The sequence below is a fragment of the Buttiauxella warmboldiae genome (assembly GCF_003818135.1).
Classification (GTDB): Bacteria; Pseudomonadota; Gammaproteobacteria; order Enterobacterales; family Enterobacteriaceae; genus Buttiauxella; species Buttiauxella warmboldiae.
This window is the reverse complement of the sequence record NZ_RPOH01000116.1, coordinates 20,763-37,455: the sequence shown is the minus strand read 5'-3', so window position 1 is coordinate 37,455 and position 16,693 is coordinate 20,763. Positions and strand designations below refer to the sequence as shown.

Genomic DNA, 16,693 nt, shown 5'->3' with positions numbered 1-16,693 from the left:
AAATCAATAAATTGATTTTCCTTGTTTTTTATTGATGGTCTCTGTTCGTTTTGCGAAACCCATGGGGTTTGTCATCAGCCTGAGGCGCGCTGTGTAGCGCGTCTTCGGGAAAAATGAAATAAAAAATAACGATACGTGCACCAGGTCGAGTATTCGCACAAAGGTCAGGGCGCTAAGTTGCCGCCAGGCCAGGTTGTTGACTAAGTTCTGGACTGATGTGGCTGTTTTTTCACCTCTCCTGGGTTCTGAACAAACGAGGAAACAATGAAAAAGCTGACGTTAAGTCTTATTACCTTAGCGCTCGCGGGCGTTTCTAACGCCGCGCTTGCCGACACTCTGCGTATGGAATGCCCAATCTCCCCTGGCGGTAAGGAATACTGCAACTACGTCAAAGATCGTTTTGAAAAACAGACCAGCAATAAGCTGGAGTTTATCGAATTCCCGGCAGCGTCAGATGAAAAACTTGCGCTGCTGCAACAACTGTTTGCCGCTAAAGATGAAAAAGCGGTGGATTTATTCCAGTCGGATACCATCTGGGTCGGGCTGCTGGATAAGCAAACGCTTGATTTGACCGATGCGGTGAGCGATATGAAAGGGGATTTCTTCCCCGGCCCGTGGGCGAACAACACGGTCAACGGCAAGGTGAAAGCGGTTCCGGCGTATCTTGATACCGGCGTGCTTTATTACCGCAAAGATTTGCTGGAGAAATACCAGGAGCAGCCGCCGAAAACCTGGGAAGATCTGACGCGCATCGCCACCAAAATTCAGGACGAAGAGCGCAAGGCGGGGCATAAAAACTTCTGGGGGATGATCTTCCAGGGCAAATCGTATGAAGGGCTGACGTGCAACGCGCTGGAGTGGATTGATTCCTACGGTGGCGGCACCATTATCGACGAAAAAGGGAAGGTGACGGTTAACAATCCGCAGGCGGCGGCAGCGCTGGATATGGTTGCGGGCTGGATTGGCAACATTACGCCGAAAGGGGCGCTAGGCTATAAGGAGGAAGAGTCGCGGGCGGTGTTCCAGAATGGTGACGCGCTGTTTATGCGCAACTGGCCTTATGCGTACTTACTCTCACAAGGGGCGGATAGCCCGCTGAAAGGTAAAGTTGGCGTAGCGCCGTTGCCAGCCGGGCCGGATGGTAAATCGGCGAATGCACTCGGTGGTTGGCAGTGGTCGGTTAATGCCAATACCAAAAACAAAGAGGCGGCCATTGCGCTGCTGAAAATTCTCACCGATGCCGACTCGCAGAAGATGCAGCTTAAATTTTTAGGCTTCGCACCGACGCGTTCAGCACTCTATGAAGACAAAGCCGTGCTGGAAGCTGCACCGCATTTAACGATGTTTAAAGATATCTTTGCTAACGCCGTTCCTCGTCCGGCAACGGCGACCAAGAGTCAGTATCCACGCGTCTCTAACGCCATCTTCAACGTAACCTTCAAAGTGCTCAACGGGGGCAGCGACGGCAAGACCGCCGTGGCGGAGCTGCAAAAACGCCTTGAGCGCGTCAAAGGTAAGGACTGGCATTAATTGCTGCATTCAGGCTATCAGCAGCGGCGCCGCCGTACCGCATGGATACTGGTGGCGCCAGCGCTAATACTGCTTGCACTGGCGGCAGGTTGGCCGCTTGCGCGCACCTTCTTTTTCAGCTTCACCAACGCCATGCTCGACAACCCCTCCGGGTACGAAATGGTGGGGCTGGCAAACTATTACGCTATCCATGAAGGCGAGAGTCGCGGGGTATTGGCCGATCCGCTCTGGTGGCAAGCCGTGGGTAACACGTTATGGTTTACCGTAGTTTCTGTTGGCTTCGAGCTGATACTGGGGATGTTGCTGGCGCTGCTGATGAACCAGAAATTTCGCGGCCAGGGTTTAGTGCGCACCGCAATTCTGGTGCCGTGGGCGATCCCCACCATTGTGAGCGCTAAAATGTGGGGCTGGATGTTCCACGATCGGTACGGCGTGGTAAACGATTTGCTGGCGAAAATATTCGGCTATGAGGCGTATCTGGCATGGATTGCCGAACCGTCGTTATCCATGTGGGCGGTGGTCATTACAGACGTCTGGAAAACCACGCCGTTTATGGCGCTAATGCTGCTGGCGGCGCTCCAGCTTATTCCCAACGATCTTTACGAGGCGGCTCGCGTGGATGGGGCCAGCGCCTGGCAACGCTTTAAGCGCATTACGCTACCGTTGATTATGCCCGCCATGATTGTTGCGCTGATCTTCCGCGTGATGGATGCGATGCGCATCTTCGATTTGATCTTCGTACTGACTTCCAACAGTGAGGCGACGATGTCCGTTTCCGGCTACGCCCGTGAGCAAATCATCTCGTATCAGGAGATGGGTATGGGGTCGGCGGCATCGGTATTGGTATTTATGATGGTGGCGGGCATCGCCGCCTGCTTTATCCGCGTCTCACGCTTAAATGAGAAGGAGACGCGGTGATGAAAACGACCCGTCGGCAGCGCAAAATTGGGCTCAATTTGGTGATTTATTCTGGTGCCGCAATCGCTGTGCTGTTCTGCTTATTCCCGTTTTATTACGCCATTATCACGTCGTTACGCACCGGGCAGGAGCTGTTTTTACCGGCTTATTTTCCGAGCGGCTATCACTGGGGAAACTACGTTACCGCGCTGGTGCAAAACGGCATCGCCCGCAGTCTGCTGAACTCGGTTCTGGTGGCGACCATCACCGTCGGCATCTGCCTTCTGGTGTCAATTACCGCCTCTTTCGCGCTGGCTCGCGTGCAGTTTCGTGGCCGCAAATTCCTGCTGTTCACTATTCTTTGCGTGTCGATGTTCCCGCAGGTGGCGGTGCTGAGCGGCATGTTCGAACTGGTACGTTTTCTTGGATTGTATGATTCCCTCGGCGCTTTAGTGCTCTCTTACACTACGTTTTCTCTGCCGTTTACCGTTTGGGTGTTAACGACCTTTATGAAGTCGATTCCAGTGGAACTGGAGGAGGCGGCGATTGTCGATGGCGCCAAAAGCTGGACCATAATCCGCCGCGTGTTTGCACCGATTCTGGCACCTGCGCTGGTGACAACGGGGCTGCTGGCGTTTATCGGCGCCTGGAATGAATTCATGTTTGCGCTGACGTTTATCATTTCTGGTGACAAACGTACGGTGCCGGTCGCCATCAGCATGTTCAGCGGCGCCTCTACGTTTGAGCTGCCGTGGGGCAGCATTATGGCGGCGTCGGTGGTGGTAACGCTGCCGATTATCGTGCTGGTGCTCATCTTCCAGAAACGCATTGTCAGCGGGCTGACCAGTGGAGCGATTAAGGGATAACCATGGCGCAACTCGTACTCGATAAAATTCAAAAACGCTACGGCACCTCATCCGAGGTAATTAAGCCGCTGGATCTGAAGATCAACAGCGGAGAGTTTGTGGTGGTGGTCGGCCCTTCCGGCTGTGGGAAATCCACGCTGTTACGCATGGTTGCCGGGCTTGAGGAAATCAGCGGCGGCGAGATGCGCATCAACGGGGTTTGCGTGAACGACGATTCCCCATCGGAGCGTGGCATTGGCATGGTGTTCCAGTCTTACGCGCTCTACCCGCATATGACCGTGTATCAAAATATGGCGTTTGCGCTGGAGATGGCAAAACTGCCGGCAAAAGTCATTGACGAAAAAGTACGTGCAAGCGCGCGCATTCTGCAACTGGAGCAACTGCTCGACCGACGGCCTAAAGATCTTTCCGGTGGTCAGCGCCAGCGCGTGGCGATAGGGCGGGCGATTGTGCGCGAGCCGAGTCTGTTTTTGTTCGACGAACCGCTTTCTAACCTCGACGCTTCGCTGCGTGTACAAATGCGGATGGAAATCGCCGCGCTGCATAAACGCATCAACGCCACCATTTTATATGTCACTCACGATCAGGTAGAGGCGATGACGCTGGCTGACCGCATCGTGGTGTTAAACCAGGGGCAAATCGAGCAGGTGGGAACACCGCTTGAGTTATATGACTGCCCGGCGAATGTGTTTGTCGCGCAGTTTATCGGCTCGCCAAAGATGAACCTGATCCCTGGCGTGTTAGTGCATGGCAGCGCCCGGCGCACCGATGTGATGCTTGAAAATCGCCAGCATATTACCTTACCGGTTAATAGTGCGGGCGTGCCAGAAGGCCAGGCGGTGCGTCTGGGCATTCGCCCGGAACATATCCAGATAACAGAGCTGGTGAATGCTGATGTTGAAGGTGAAGTGCTGTTTGTTGAGCAGATGGGTAACGAGACGCTGCTGTATGTTAATAGCGGTTACGGTAGCGAACCCCTGGTGATGCGCCATACTTTAAGACTTGAAATTAAGCCTGACCGGCGTATCGGCCTGCGGCTACAGCCGGAGAGTTGCTATTTGTTCAATAGCGACGGGCGGGCGTTTATGCGATTTTCACCCTTAATCCCGGCCTCTCCCTGAGGGAGAAGGAGAAGACCGATGCGATCCTGTCCCCTCGCTCCTTTGGGAGGAGGATAAGGGGGAGTGGTAAATTCTTTAAGGAGAAATCAGTGGAAAAAAAATGGTGGCACAATGCGGTGGTGTACCAAATCTATCCGCGCAGTTTTATGGACAGCAACGGTGATGGTATCGGCGACATCCCCGGTATTATCAGCAAACTCGACTACCTGCAACAGCTTGGCATCAACCTGATTTGGCTCTCGCCAGTTTACCGCTCGCCGATGGATGACAACGGATACGATATCTCCGACTATGAAGATATCGCCGCTGAATTTGGCACCCTGGCGGATATGGACGCTCTGATTGCGCAGGCAAAACGGCGTAACATTCATATCCTGATGGATTTAGTGGTTAACCACACTTCTGACGAACACCCCTGGTTTATTGAAGCGCTGAAATCAAAAGATAACCCTTATCGTGATTTTTATATCTGGCGTAAACCGTCCGCAGACGGCGGCCCGCCGAACGATTTCCGCTCGTATTTTGGCGGCAGCGGCTGGGCTTTTGATGACGCCAGCGGTGAATACTATCTGCATCAGTTTTCGAAGCGCCAGCCGGATCTCAACTGGGAAAATCCACGCGTCCAGCAGGAGGTCCACGCCATGATGAACCGCTGGCTGGGCAAAGGTATCGGCGGCTTTCGTATGGACGTAATCGATCTTATCGGCAAACAGGTGGATGCGCAGATCATGGCGAACGGCAAACATCTGCATGCCTTGATACGCCAGATGAACCGCGCCACTTTTGGACACGGGGATTATGTCACCGTAGGCGAAACCTGGAGCGCGACGCCGGAAGATGCGCTGCTCTACAGCGCGGCCGAACGTGAAGAGCTGTCGATGGTTTTCCAGTTCGACCATATCAAGCAGTTCTGGGATGAACAGGCAGGGAAATGGCGCAGCCAGCCTTTTAAGCTGGCGAGCTTTAAGGCGGTTATCGAGAAATGGCAAACCGCGCTGGCGCATCAGGGCTGGAATTCGCTGTTCTGGAGCAATCACGATCTGCCTCGTGCGGTATCGAAATTTGGCGATGAAGGAGAGTTTCGCGAACCGTCGGCCAAAATGCTTGCCACCGCGCTGCACTGCCTGAAAGGCACGCCGTATATCTATCAGGGTGAAGAGATCGGCATGACGAATGTTCGCTTCGCGCAGATCGGCGAATACCGGGATATCGAAAGTCTGAATCTTTATCAGGAACGGCTCGCCGGAGGAATGAGCCATGAAGAGATGATGCTGGGGATCCATGCTAACGGGCGAGACAACGCCCGCACGCCGATGCAGTGGGACAACAGCCCATCCGCCGGTTTTACCAAAGGAACGCCGTGGATTGCGGTAAACCCAAACTACCATGAAATTAACGTTGCGGCGGCGCTCGAGCAGCCGGATTCGATTCTCTGGCATTACCAAAAGCTCATCGCCTTGCGCAAACAGTATCCGGTGCTGGTGTATGGCGATTTTGAACCGGTGCTGGCTGAGCATCCGCAGGTATTCGCCTGGCTACGCACGCTGGGTGATGAGCGCCTGGTGGTGATAAACAACTTCACGCGCGAACATCTCACGCTTGATATTCCGCAAACGATGCAGAACTGGCACGGCGAATGTCTGATTAGCAACTATGCCCCACGTGACCAATTGGCGGTCAGTCTTGAGCTACAACCTTATGAATCCTTTGCATTATTAATCGGGAGGTAAATGATGGCAAACTGGTGGAAAGAGGCGGTAGCCTACCAGATTTATCCGCGTAGTTTTAAGGACAGCAACGGTGACGGTATAGGCGATCTCAACGGCATCAGCGAAAAACTCGATTACCTCAAAGATCTCGGCATCGATTTAATTTGGATCTGCCCGATGTACAAATCGCCGAATGACGATAACGGCTACGATATCAGCGATTATCAGGAAATCATGGCTGAATTTGGCTCGATGGCGGATTTTGATCGCCTTCTTGAACAAGTTCATGCCCGTGGAATGCGGCTGATTATTGACCTGGTGGTGAACCATACCTCTGATGAACACCCGTGGTTTCTGGAATCCCGTTCGTCGCGCAATAACCCGAAACGTGGCTGGTACATCTGGCGTGATAGCAAAAATGGGGCAGAACCGAACAACTGGGAAGGCATTTTTAAAGGCTCGGCATGGGAATTTGACCCGCAAACACAGCAATATTATCTGCACTTATTTACCCGCCGCCAGCCGGACCTCAACTGGGAAAACCACGATGTGCGCCGCGCGGTGTACGACATGATGCGCTGGTGGCTCGACAAAGGTATTGATGGTTTCCGCATCGATGCCATCGCGCACCTGAAAAAAGAGCCGCTGCTGGATGATGTTCCTAACCCTGATAAATTACGCTACGCCCCTGCGATGAAAAGCCACCTTAACTATGACGGGCTGCTGGATTACGTCGACGATATGAGCCGCAACGTTTTACAGCATTACGATATTGTCACCGTTGGTGAAATGAATGGCCTGTATGCAGAAAACGCTGAGGAGTGGGTGGGGGAGCATCGTGGACGGCTGAATATGGTGTTTCAGTTTGAACACGTTCGTTTATGGGAACCGGAAGCGGGTTTACGCCCGGAACCTGCGGCACTGAAGAGAATATTTACCGCCTGGCAGGAAGCGCTGGAAGGCAAAGGCTGGAACGCGTTGTATGTAGAAAACCACGATCTCACGCGCATTACTTCACGCTGGGGTGATACCGAACACTACTGGCGTGAGAGCGCCACCTGCATCGCAGCCCTCTATTTCCTGATGCAGGGCACGCCGTTTATCTATCAGGGCCAGGAAATTGGTATGACCAATACCCGTTTCGAGGGGCTTGAAGATTTTGATGATGTGTCAGCGAAAAATATGTGGCGCGAAATGGCGGAACAGGGCAAAAGCGAAGAGGAAATTATCGCCTTTCTCACTAACACCGGGCGCGATAACTCCCGCACTCCGATGCAGTGGAACGCCTGGCCGAATGCCGGTTTTAGCGATGCCAAACCCTGGTTTAAGGTTAACGCCAACTACGAGATGATCAACGTGGCCAGCCAGCAGCAGGACCCGGATTCGGTGCTGAATTTTTATCGTGCATTGATTCAGCTACGCCGCCAGGAACGGACGTTGATTTATGGTCGTTACGTGCTGGAACTGGAAGGACACTCGCAAATTTATGCCTACAGCCGGATGCTGGAAGGAGTGGAATTTGTCGTACTGTGCAATATGTCGTCAAAATCTGCTCGCTGGTCCGAGGCTGAACTTTCGCTCGACGGGGCACGGTTTGTGCTGGGGAATTACGCACCGGTGGAGGAAACTTACCGCCTCCATGCGTGGGAGGCACGAGTTTATAAGCTCTAAGAGCAACCTTATGTAGTCACGGGGCTGCCTGGGTTATGATATGCGCTGGTTTTTAACAAGGAGGGGTTATGTTGACGACAGCATTTCCAGCTTTGCAGGCCACCACGATTAATGCCATCAACACGCTTGGCGAGTGGCTCTCATATCATGAGTTTGCCGCGCCGCCAGCGGCGTCTGACGCAGACATGATTATTCTCGCAGGCAACGCCGTTATCCCCACCATTGACGCGGCATGCCAGCTTGCTGCTAATACCGAACGGCCGCTGTTGATTACCGGCGGTATCGGCCACTCCACCACGTTTTTATACGCCGCCATTGCTAAACATCCGCGCTATAACGCCATTCCCACCACGGGGCGCGCGGAAGCGGCCATCATCAAAGATATAGCGACGCAGTTCTGGAAGATCCCGCACGAGAAGGTGTTGACGGAAGAGAAGTCGACGAACTGCGGAGAAAATGCACGCTTTACCCACGGGTTAATACAAGCGCTGGGTATCACGCCGGAACGAGCCATTATTATTCAGGATCCAACCATGCAGCGCCGCACCGTTGCCACTTTTGAGCGGGTTTGGCAGGGTGAGACTCACTCTGTGCAATGGCGTAGCTGGCCGGGATTTGTGCCCGTGCTGGCAAGCGATGAGGCCCGGACGACATTCACTCCCCATGAAAAGGGGCTGTGGCCGGTGGCGCGTTATATTTCGTTGCTGCTGGGGGAAATTCCACGTCTGCGCGATGATGCTCAAGGCTACGGGCCGCAAGGGCGCGATTTTATTGCTCACGTCGATATTCCGCCTGCGGCGATCGGCGCCTGGGAAATTCTCGTTAATGACGCCGCGCTGGCGCAGTTGATGCGCGAGCGCGGCTTGTAAATACCGTTAGCGATGCAGGTAGCAGCTCACGCCTAAATATTTGCTGAATGCTTCCTGCAACACCGCACCCGTCGCCGAATGGTTCATGGCGACGTGGTGCTCAAAGCCATTGTTACAAATCCACGCCAGTAAATTCTCCAGATGCGGCACTTCTATGACCGCACGGCAGCCGACGGTATCTAACGCATCATCAACGGATTGCCCCTCGCCGACATAGGCTTTCACCTCACCGGTAAAATCATCAGACGACAGGCGGAAGTAGGTCAGCGGGCCGCTTTTCAGACGACCATGTACTGCGCCGCAGGTGTTCTCTTTGCCGACCGTCGTGCCGATAATATCGGCGGTGCCCATCGACGGGGATTCCAGGCTACTGCTGGCAAAGTTCCCGCAGTGGAACAGCACGCATTTATTACGATCGTCGCCGAAGTTATTGTTCCAGTCGGCAATTGAGGCCGGGTTAAGCGACGCGCTGGCGAGGGCATACATCGATAATGCGCCCATCACGTCGACTTCACAGGCGCTCGGCATCAGCTGCCCGGACATTACGCTCATAATCGAGCAAACGTTAATGCCGAGGTTTTCCTGAAGCGAGGTCCAGCACTGAATAGCGGTGGTGTCGATGTCGTTTGCCACTACCCATTCGCTGATCACCACAAACAGTTTTGCCATCTGAGTTAACTTATCGGCGGGAATGCCGCTGGCATCGGCGTTTTCAATTAAGATGCCGCGTTTTTCCTGCACCCGCAGGTCGCCGTCGCTGATGTGTTTAATACGGGTGAAGATCTCCGAAAGGTCGAGGGTTTCCACCGCCACGCCCATTTTTTCGAGCAGTTTTTCGCTGTAACGCACGGTGTTAAAGCTGGCCGGGCGTGCACCAATTGCCCCGATACGCACGCCCTGCATCGATTTCACCACCCGGCAGATTTGCGCGAAGCGCTGTAAATCTTGTTCGAACACTTCACCGCTTAACGCGCAAACATGCTGCGTGGTGAGCGTGAAGGGGATGTTGTACTGGCGCAGGTTGTTGCACAGGGAAATTTTGCCACAGAAGCTGTCGCGGCGCGTCGCCAGGCCCATTTTGTCGAGGTTATCTTCTTCGGCCTGGATTAGTACCGGCACATTCAGGCCAGACAGGCGAATCGCCTCGGCCACCGCTTTTTCGTCGCCAAAATTGGGAAGCAATACCACAATGCCATGAATTTCATCACGATATTGACGGAATAGCCCGGCGCACACTTTGGCGTCCTGACGGGTTTCCACGCCGCCAAGATGGGTTTCCCCATCGTTGAGCATCACGGTATTAATACCCAATTTGTTAAACAGGGCTTCGGCTTGTTCGTGCGCCTGCGCCACTAAGTAACTTGGGAAAAAACCGCGATTGCCGATGATCACCCCGAAGGTGAGTTGTTTTGGGATTCTGGACATAGCTTCACTCCGCTCAAAATAGATTTAATTTGGCTGAAAGCGGCAACGTGCTACCGCTTCAAGCCATTGTTTATAATTGTGCTGCATGAGTTTTTGTTGTTCTGTTTGAGGCATTAAGCGCTCGCCGCAGTTGGACAGCGCCGCAAGAGGTGTGCCGTCCTGCCACCAGCCGAGAGTTTTTCCGGCTAACAGCGTTGCGCCGAGTGCGGAGATTTCCGCCGCCGGTTGGATAATTAACGGGCGTTGTAATACGTCAGCCTGTAGCTGCATTAACCAGCGGTTTCGGGTGGCCGTGCCGTCAACACACAGTGATTCGAGGCGCTCGCCGGTTGCCTGCTCCATCGCGAAAAAGACATCGGCAATCTGGTAGACCTGCGATTCCAGCGCGGCTCGCGCCAGCACGGCTGGAGTCGCGGCATCCGTCAGGCCGCAAATCATGCCGCGGGCATGTAAATCCCACCACGGCGCACCGAGGCCAGAAAGTGCGGGCACGTAATAGACCCCCTGGTTGGTGGCGGTAGATTGCGCAAGCTCGGTGAGTTTTACCGGATCGCTGATGCCCAGCATGTTCCCAAGCCAGGCACTACCGGAACCGGTATGGGTAATGTTACCCTCCAGCGCGTAGTTCAGCTCGCCGTCATGCCAGGCAAGCGTAGTGCTCAGACGAGTGCTGCGGTTAACCGGTTCTGGGATCGAAAGCATCAATGACGATCCGGTACCATAAGTGGCTTTCACCACGTGGCCACAGACGCTGCGCTGCGCGTAGAGTGCCGCGTGTGAGTCACCGATAAGTGCCAGCACTGGCGTGCCAATGGGCAAACCGGCAATGGTGTTGATTTGTACTTCGCCGTGATGACAGGCGGAAGGGCGCACTTCCGCCAGAGCCGCCCGTGGAATGCCGAATAATTTGAGTAATTCGTCGTCCCATTCGCCCCGGTAAATATTAAACAGCTGGGTGCGGGCGGCGTTGGAATAATCCGTGGTAAAGGAATGCCCGGCGGTTAGCTGCCAGTTCAGCCAGCTATCGATGGTCCCGATGCACAGTTCACCCGCTTCGGCACGTTTCATGCCGTCCGGAATAGCATCGAGCAGGGCGCGGATTTTCGCCGCCGGGAATAAGGGATCGACGGGCAGGCCAGTCAGGCGAGTGATGAGTTCGCCATGGCCCCGCATTAACAGTTGCTCGCAAGTTTGTTCTGAACGGCGATCTTGCCAGCTCACAACGGGTGTTAGCGGTTGACCGTTATTGCGCTGCCACACCAACACTGACTCACGCTGGTTGCTTATCGTAACGCCCGCGACGGTGACGGAGCCGAGTTGTTGCAGGCAGCCGCTCAATGCTTCACACACGGCATGCCACAGCGCAACGGGGTCTTGTTCTGCAAGCCCTGGTGCCGGGTGCGTCATTGCCACGCCGAGACTGTAACGGGTGCAGATTTCCCCGTTACTATTCACCGCCACCACTTTGGCGTTAGTGGTGCCCTCATCAATAGCCAGAATTACCGGGCTGGACATGGCTATGCTCCTTTGCAAAGCGCCGTGGCGGAACGTGTGACTCCTGCGGCGTCAATTCCATGATGAGCACGCATCTCCTTGCGATCCGCCGCAATAGCATAGCTACCGTCTGCAATTCCGAGCCGCAACAGCGGAATACCGCATCCGGCTTCCGCTAACACTTCAGCGACCAGGCTGCCGACACCACCATTCACGTTGTGCTCTTCAACGGTTATCACGCTGCGTGATTTTTTAAGCATGCTGAGAAGCTGTGCCGTATCGCAAGGGCGGATAGACGGAACGTTGATCACCGCCGCATTAATACCCAAGTCCGCGAGTTGAGCCGCCGCCGTGACAGCTTCATGCACCGTTGAACCCATTGCCACCAGCGCCACATCTTCCCCTTCGCGCAGCTGATTAATGGCACCTGGTTTGAACTGATAATCTGCGTCGTGCAGTTCTGGCAGTGCTTTGCCGTCAAGACGAATGTAAACCGGACCAACGTGTTCCAGCGCGTAGTCAATAATCTGGCGGCATTCAATCGGGCACGATGGCGCATAGATTTCAATGTTGCCAAAACCGCGCAGCACGGCGATGTCGTCAATGCTGTGGTGGGTGCTGGCGAGCGGGCCATAACTGGCTCCGGCATTCAGGCCAAACAATTTTACGTTGCTGTTGTTGTAGCAAACGTCGACTTTGATCTGTTCGTTGGCGCGCGAAATCAAAAACGGTGCCGCGTTGCAGGTGACGGCGATTTTCCCGCCCATTGACAGGCCCACTGCCGTACCGACCAGAGTTTGTTCGGCAATACCGACGTTCACCAACCTGTCCGGAAATTGCTTTATGAACGGGGCGATTTTTGCCGTAGAGGTTGAGTCTGCCACCACCGGCACCAGGTCTATGCCGCGGTCGACGGCGTCAATAAAGGCATTCACCATTACGGTGGCCAGATGTTCGCTATTACTCATCTTTCAGTTCCTCCAGCGCCAGTTCGATTTCGTCACCTTTTGGGATCCGGTGGTGCCATTCGGCGCGTCCCTGAATAAAGGAGATGCCCGCGCCTTTAGTGGTATTGGCAATCACCACATGCGGTTTGCCCTGTGGCTGTAGTCCTTCAATTGTGGCGACCACATCAGCCATGTCGTTGCCACGGCACTCGGTCACTTCCATGCCGAACGCGCGCCATTTCTCATCCAGCGGGTCGGTATTGAGGATCTCTTTGGTCGAGCCCGCGAGCTGTAGATTGTTTTTGTCGTTAATGATGATCAGGTTATCGAGCTGGTAATGCGCCGCGACCAGCGCCGCTTCCCAGTTGCTACCCTCAGCCAGTTCGCCATCGCCGGTCACCACAAAGACGCGGCGCTGGCTGTTGTTGCGTTTGGCCGCCAGCGCGATGCCAACGGCGACCGGCAGGCCGTGACCGAGCGCACCTGTATTCAGTTCAACACCCGGCGTTTTGTGTTTCACCGGGTGGCCGGGCAGGTGAGAGTCGGCATGCTGATAAGTCGGCAGCCACTCCACGGGAATAAACCCGGCTTCAGCCAGCACACAGTAATAACCGCCTACCGCATGGCCTTTAGACTGAATGTAGATGTCACGTTCATCGCTGTTAATCAGCTGCGGCGAACAATTCAGTATCCGGAAGTACAGGGCGGTCAAGATTTCTACCTGCGATAGATCAGCCCCGGTATGGCCGCCAGCCGGGCTGTGGGCATTGAGCAGGACGATGCGGCGACGGACGGCGCGCGCTCTCTTTTCCAGATCCGTAACTGACAGGGCGAACGGATTCATAGCGTTACCTCATGCATTAAAAATCATAGATGAATAATTATTCCATGCGGGTAAAAAAATACCCGCCGTTCAGAATTTGTGACGGGCTACACTTTCCCGCTGCTTTCCATCAGCGCTTTTTGTGCCACGACCGCGGCTTTCTGCTGCATGCGGTTCTGCATCTGATCGATGATAACCGCCACGATAATCACGATTCCCTTGATGACCATTTGCCAGAATTCGCTCACGCCCATCATCACTAAGCCATCGGCCAGGAAACCAATCACAAAAGCGCCGACCAGGGTGCCGAGAATGGTGCCGCGCCCACCGGCAAGCGAAGTACCGCCAAGCACTACCGCTGCGATAGCGTTCATCTCAAATGCCGTACCGTTTGCTGGATGGCTGGCAACCAACTGCGCGGAAACCACAATCCCAGCGATGGCGGCGCAGAGCCCCGAAAGGGTATAGACCCAAATTTTGACCTGACGGACTTTTACCCCGGAAAGTTCAGCCGCGCGTTCGTTATCGCCAATCGCATAGACATGGCGGCCAAAAGGCAGGCGGCGGGCGACATAGGCAATCGCCAGCGCCAGCACGATCATCATCCAGATTGCCCAGGGAATGCCGAACAGCGTGCCGGAGCCAATCAAATCAAAACCGGTGTTGCCAAGCTGCGGGTTGCCGGACAGACCCGGGAAAGTTTCGCCACCTGAGGTCAACATCGCCGCGCCGCGCAGTACGTACATAGTGCCCAGCGTGCAGATAAACGGTGCGACGTTATAGCGGGTAATAATCCAGCCGTTGGTTGCGCCAATCAGCCCGCCAATCAACAAAACCAGCGGCACAATCACCCAGACGCTCGGAAAAATAGCGATGCCGAACATCGGCAGCACAATGCCTTTGGTGATCAGCCAGCCGGCAATCATGCCGCACAATCCAAGCGTTGCGCCGATCGAGAGATCGATACCGGCGGTGATGATGACAAAGGTAATGCCGAGCGCCAGGAAGGCGTTGATAGCGATGTGTTTAATCATGATCACCATACTGCCCATGGCGAGGAAGTTCGGCACCATGATGGCGAAGAAACCGACAATCAAAAACAGCGCAATAAAGGTGCGCAGCTTGAGCAGTAACAGCAGCAGATTTTCCCGCGAGCTGAACGGCGAGCCTGGTCTGGCGTTGAGCGCGACAGTATCATTCATTTTCATATCAGAACCCTTGTGCACTAGCGGAAACCAATGCCGATTCTTCGGCCTGTTCGCGGGGAATATCGGCGGTGATTTTTCCGCCGGACATCACCAGAATGCGGTCGGAAACCGCCATGATCTCTTTCAGATCGGAAGTGGAAAACACCACGGCAATACCCTGTTCGGAGAGCTGAACCATCATGCGAAACACGTCAGCTTTGGCGCCCACATCAATGCCGCGCGTTGGTTCATCCAGCAGCAGGAGTTTCGGGTTGGTGAGCAGCGAGCGGCCAATCACCACTTTTTGCTGGTTCCCGCCACTCAGCGCCTGAATTTCAACATCCGGTGAAGACACTTTTATCGACAGATTGCCAATGGTGCTGGCCACAACCGCCGTTTCATCGACCTGTGAAATGGCAAAGCCACGCTGCAAACGCCGCCATAAACTGGCAATCGTTAAGTTGCTGGCAACCGACGATATCGGAAATATTCCGGTGCGTTTGCGATCTTCCGGCACCAGACTCATGCCCATGCGGATGCGTTCAGCCGTCGCCAGCCGTGGCGGCACCGGCTTACTGTCGAGCCATAACTTGCCCAGATAGCTGCGCTGGGTGCCCAGCAGGCACTCAAACAGTTCGGTGCGTCCGGCCCCCATCAACCCGTAAATACCGACAATTTCCCCGGCGCGCACCTGGAAACTTACGTCATCGACCACGGTATTTCCCGCCGCGTTGACACAGGTGATGTGCTCGGCTTCAAGAATCGCGGCTCCAAATTTACGCCCCGGTTTCAGGAAGCTGGATACCGGTTCGCTGCCGAGCATTTCACGCACGATCCACGGTACGTCGATATCACACACCTGAGCTTCGGCCTGAAATTTGCCATCGCGCAAAATGGTTATCACGTCGCCAATCGCCATTAACTCTTCGAGGCGGTGGGAAATATAAATAATGGTGACGCCCTGGCGGGTGAGTTCACGAATCACCCGGAACAGGATTTCCACTTCGGTTTTACTGAGCGCCGAAGTGGGTTCATCAAGAATTAAAATATCGGCGTTTTCAGCCAGCGCTTTGGCAATTTCCACCAGCTGTTGCTGACCAACTTTGAGATTGGCGACCAGCTCTTTTGGCGAAATAGGCTGGTCCAGGCGTTTGAGCAATTCAGCACTACGCGCCTGCTGTGTGGCTTCATCAATAGGGGATAAACCGTGTTGCAATTCGCGCCCGAGAAAAATGTTTTCAGCCACCGTCAGGTTTTCAAACAGGTTCAGTTCCTGGTGAACCATGCCGATCCCATGAGCTGCCGCCTGGCGCGTGCTGTTGAACGCAACGACTTCACCGTTCAGTTCGATTTCACCCAGGCTCGGCTGCTGCACGCCCGCCAGGATTTTCATTAACGTTGATTTTCCCGCGCCGTTCTCGCCAATAATCACGTTCACTTTGCCGCGCCAGACGTTGTAATCAATGTTGTCCAGCGCCACGGTGCCGGGAAACAGCATCGAAATGCTGCGGGTGCGCAGAATAATAGGATCTTGCGACATTATGGTTGCCCCCGTTCCAGTGAAATGGCTGCTGCATCACTCAGTGTGCCGTTGCGCATGGTGACGGCCATCACCACGGTGACCGGTTGCTGCTGCCAGCTTTCATCCACTTTCGGCAGGTGTTTTGCTGCTTCGCGGTTATAAGCTTTTGACAGCTGCGCAAACTGCACCTGATTAGTGAAATCCGCAAATTTGTAACCCGTTGCATCACGAATCGCATTGCCGCGGATCATCGGCCCGATCTGCACCTGCAGCGGTTGGTCATTGACGGTCACGGTCAACGTGCGTTCGCGTTCGTTATCCAGGGAAACGCTATCGACTTTGCCTTGTACTTTGACGAATACGCTTTCGTTGTTGGCGTTGGCGGCGCGGGTTTTCAGGGTCGTACTATCCAGTGCATGGCTCTGCGCGGGAGTCAGTACTTTGCTGTTCCAGGTTTGTTGCGCTATCTGCGCGGGTGTCTGGTTTGCGAAACTTGCTTTCGCATTCGGGTCTGGCGGAATAATCGGTTGCCCGTTTTCATCCAGATCCACCACCCGGCAGGCAGTGAGCAACAGGGCACTGCAACATAACCAGCCAATACCCCATTGTTTGAGCGACATACAGCCTCCTGG

14 protein-coding genes are annotated in these 16,693 nt (G+C 54.5%); 7 read left to right on the top strand and 7 right to left on the bottom strand.

What is annotated here, in order from left to right; all coding sequences use genetic code 11:
- The first annotated feature begins 264 nt into the window (after positions 1-264).
- The 7 genes from EHN07_RS20205 (at position 265) to EHN07_RS20175 (ending at position 8,663) form a co-directional block, all read left to right on the top strand.
- Positions 265-1,530, top strand: a complete 1,266-nt coding sequence (locus EHN07_RS20205; protein WP_124025791.1) for an ABC transporter substrate-binding protein — start codon at positions 265-267, stop codon at positions 1,528-1,530.
- A complete protein-coding gene (locus EHN07_RS20200) occupies positions 1,531-2,448 on the top strand; it encodes a carbohydrate ABC transporter permease (RefSeq protein ID WP_124025790.1) in 918 nt (305 codons plus the stop codon).
- On the top strand, positions 2,448-3,293 hold the full coding sequence (locus EHN07_RS20195) for a carbohydrate ABC transporter permease (RefSeq protein ID WP_124025789.1): 846 nt from the start codon (positions 2,448-2,450) through the stop codon (positions 3,291-3,293). The genes EHN07_RS20200 and EHN07_RS20195 overlap by 1 nt, the downstream gene beginning before the upstream one ends.
- Before the next feature lie 2 nt (positions 3,294-3,295).
- Positions 3,296-4,414 (top strand): ABC transporter ATP-binding protein, encoded by a 1,119-nt coding sequence (locus tag EHN07_RS20190; RefSeq protein WP_124025788.1) that lies wholly within the window; start codon positions 3,296-3,298, stop codon positions 4,412-4,414.
- Between the two features lie 89 nt (positions 4,415-4,503).
- Positions 4,504-6,144: a glycoside hydrolase family 13 protein gene (locus EHN07_RS20185; RefSeq protein ID WP_124025787.1), complete on the top strand. Its 1,641-nt coding sequence runs from the start codon at positions 4,504-4,506 to the stop codon at positions 6,142-6,144.
- Positions 6,145-7,794, top strand: a complete 1,650-nt coding sequence (locus EHN07_RS20180; protein WP_244202438.1) for an alpha-glucosidase — start codon at positions 6,145-6,147, stop codon at positions 7,792-7,794.
- Positions 7,795-7,862: 68 nt separating this feature from the next.
- Positions 7,863-8,663 carry a YdcF family protein gene (locus EHN07_RS20175; RefSeq protein WP_124025786.1) on the top strand — a complete coding sequence of 267 codons (801 nt, stop codon included), beginning with the start codon at positions 7,863-7,865 and terminating at the stop codon, positions 8,661-8,663.
- 6 nt (positions 8,664-8,669) lie between these two features.
- Here EHN07_RS20175 and EHN07_RS20170 read toward each other — a convergent pair whose 3' ends face one another.
- The 7 genes from EHN07_RS20170 to EHN07_RS20140 form a co-directional block, all read right to left on the bottom strand.
- Positions 8,670-10,088 (bottom strand): L-fucose/L-arabinose isomerase family protein, encoded by a 1,419-nt coding sequence (locus tag EHN07_RS20170; RefSeq protein WP_124025785.1) that lies wholly within the window; start codon positions 10,086-10,088, stop codon positions 8,670-8,672.
- A 24-nt stretch (positions 10,089-10,112) separates the two neighbouring features.
- On the bottom strand, positions 10,113-11,603 hold the full coding sequence (locus tag EHN07_RS20165) for an FGGY family carbohydrate kinase (protein WP_124025784.1): 1,491 nt from the start codon (positions 11,601-11,603) through the stop codon (positions 10,113-10,115).
- A gap of 2 nt (positions 11,604-11,605) precedes the next feature.
- A complete protein-coding gene (locus EHN07_RS20160; RefSeq protein ID WP_124025783.1) occupies positions 11,606-12,550 on the bottom strand; it encodes a transketolase family protein in 945 nt (314 codons plus the stop codon).
- A complete protein-coding gene (locus tag EHN07_RS20155) occupies positions 12,543-13,373 on the bottom strand; it encodes a transketolase (protein WP_124025782.1) in 831 nt (276 codons plus the stop codon). Before EHN07_RS20155 ends, EHN07_RS20160 begins: the two co-directional genes overlap by 8 nt.
- An 86-nt stretch (positions 13,374-13,459) precedes the next feature.
- The gene (locus EHN07_RS20150) at positions 13,460-14,560 is read right to left on the bottom strand and encodes an ABC transporter permease (protein WP_124025781.1); all 1,101 of its coding nucleotides are present in this window, start codon (positions 14,558-14,560) and stop codon (positions 13,460-13,462) included.
- 1 nt (position 14,561) lies between these two features.
- Positions 14,562-16,079, bottom strand: a complete 1,518-nt coding sequence (locus tag EHN07_RS20145; protein ID WP_124025780.1) for a sugar ABC transporter ATP-binding protein — start codon at positions 16,077-16,079, stop codon at positions 14,562-14,564.
- On the bottom strand, positions 16,079-16,681 hold the full coding sequence (locus EHN07_RS20140) for a DUF2291 family protein (protein ID WP_124025779.1): 603 nt from the start codon (positions 16,679-16,681) through the stop codon (positions 16,079-16,081). Before EHN07_RS20140 ends, EHN07_RS20145 begins: the two co-directional genes overlap by 1 nt.
- Between the last annotated feature and the right edge of the window lie 12 nt (positions 16,682-16,693).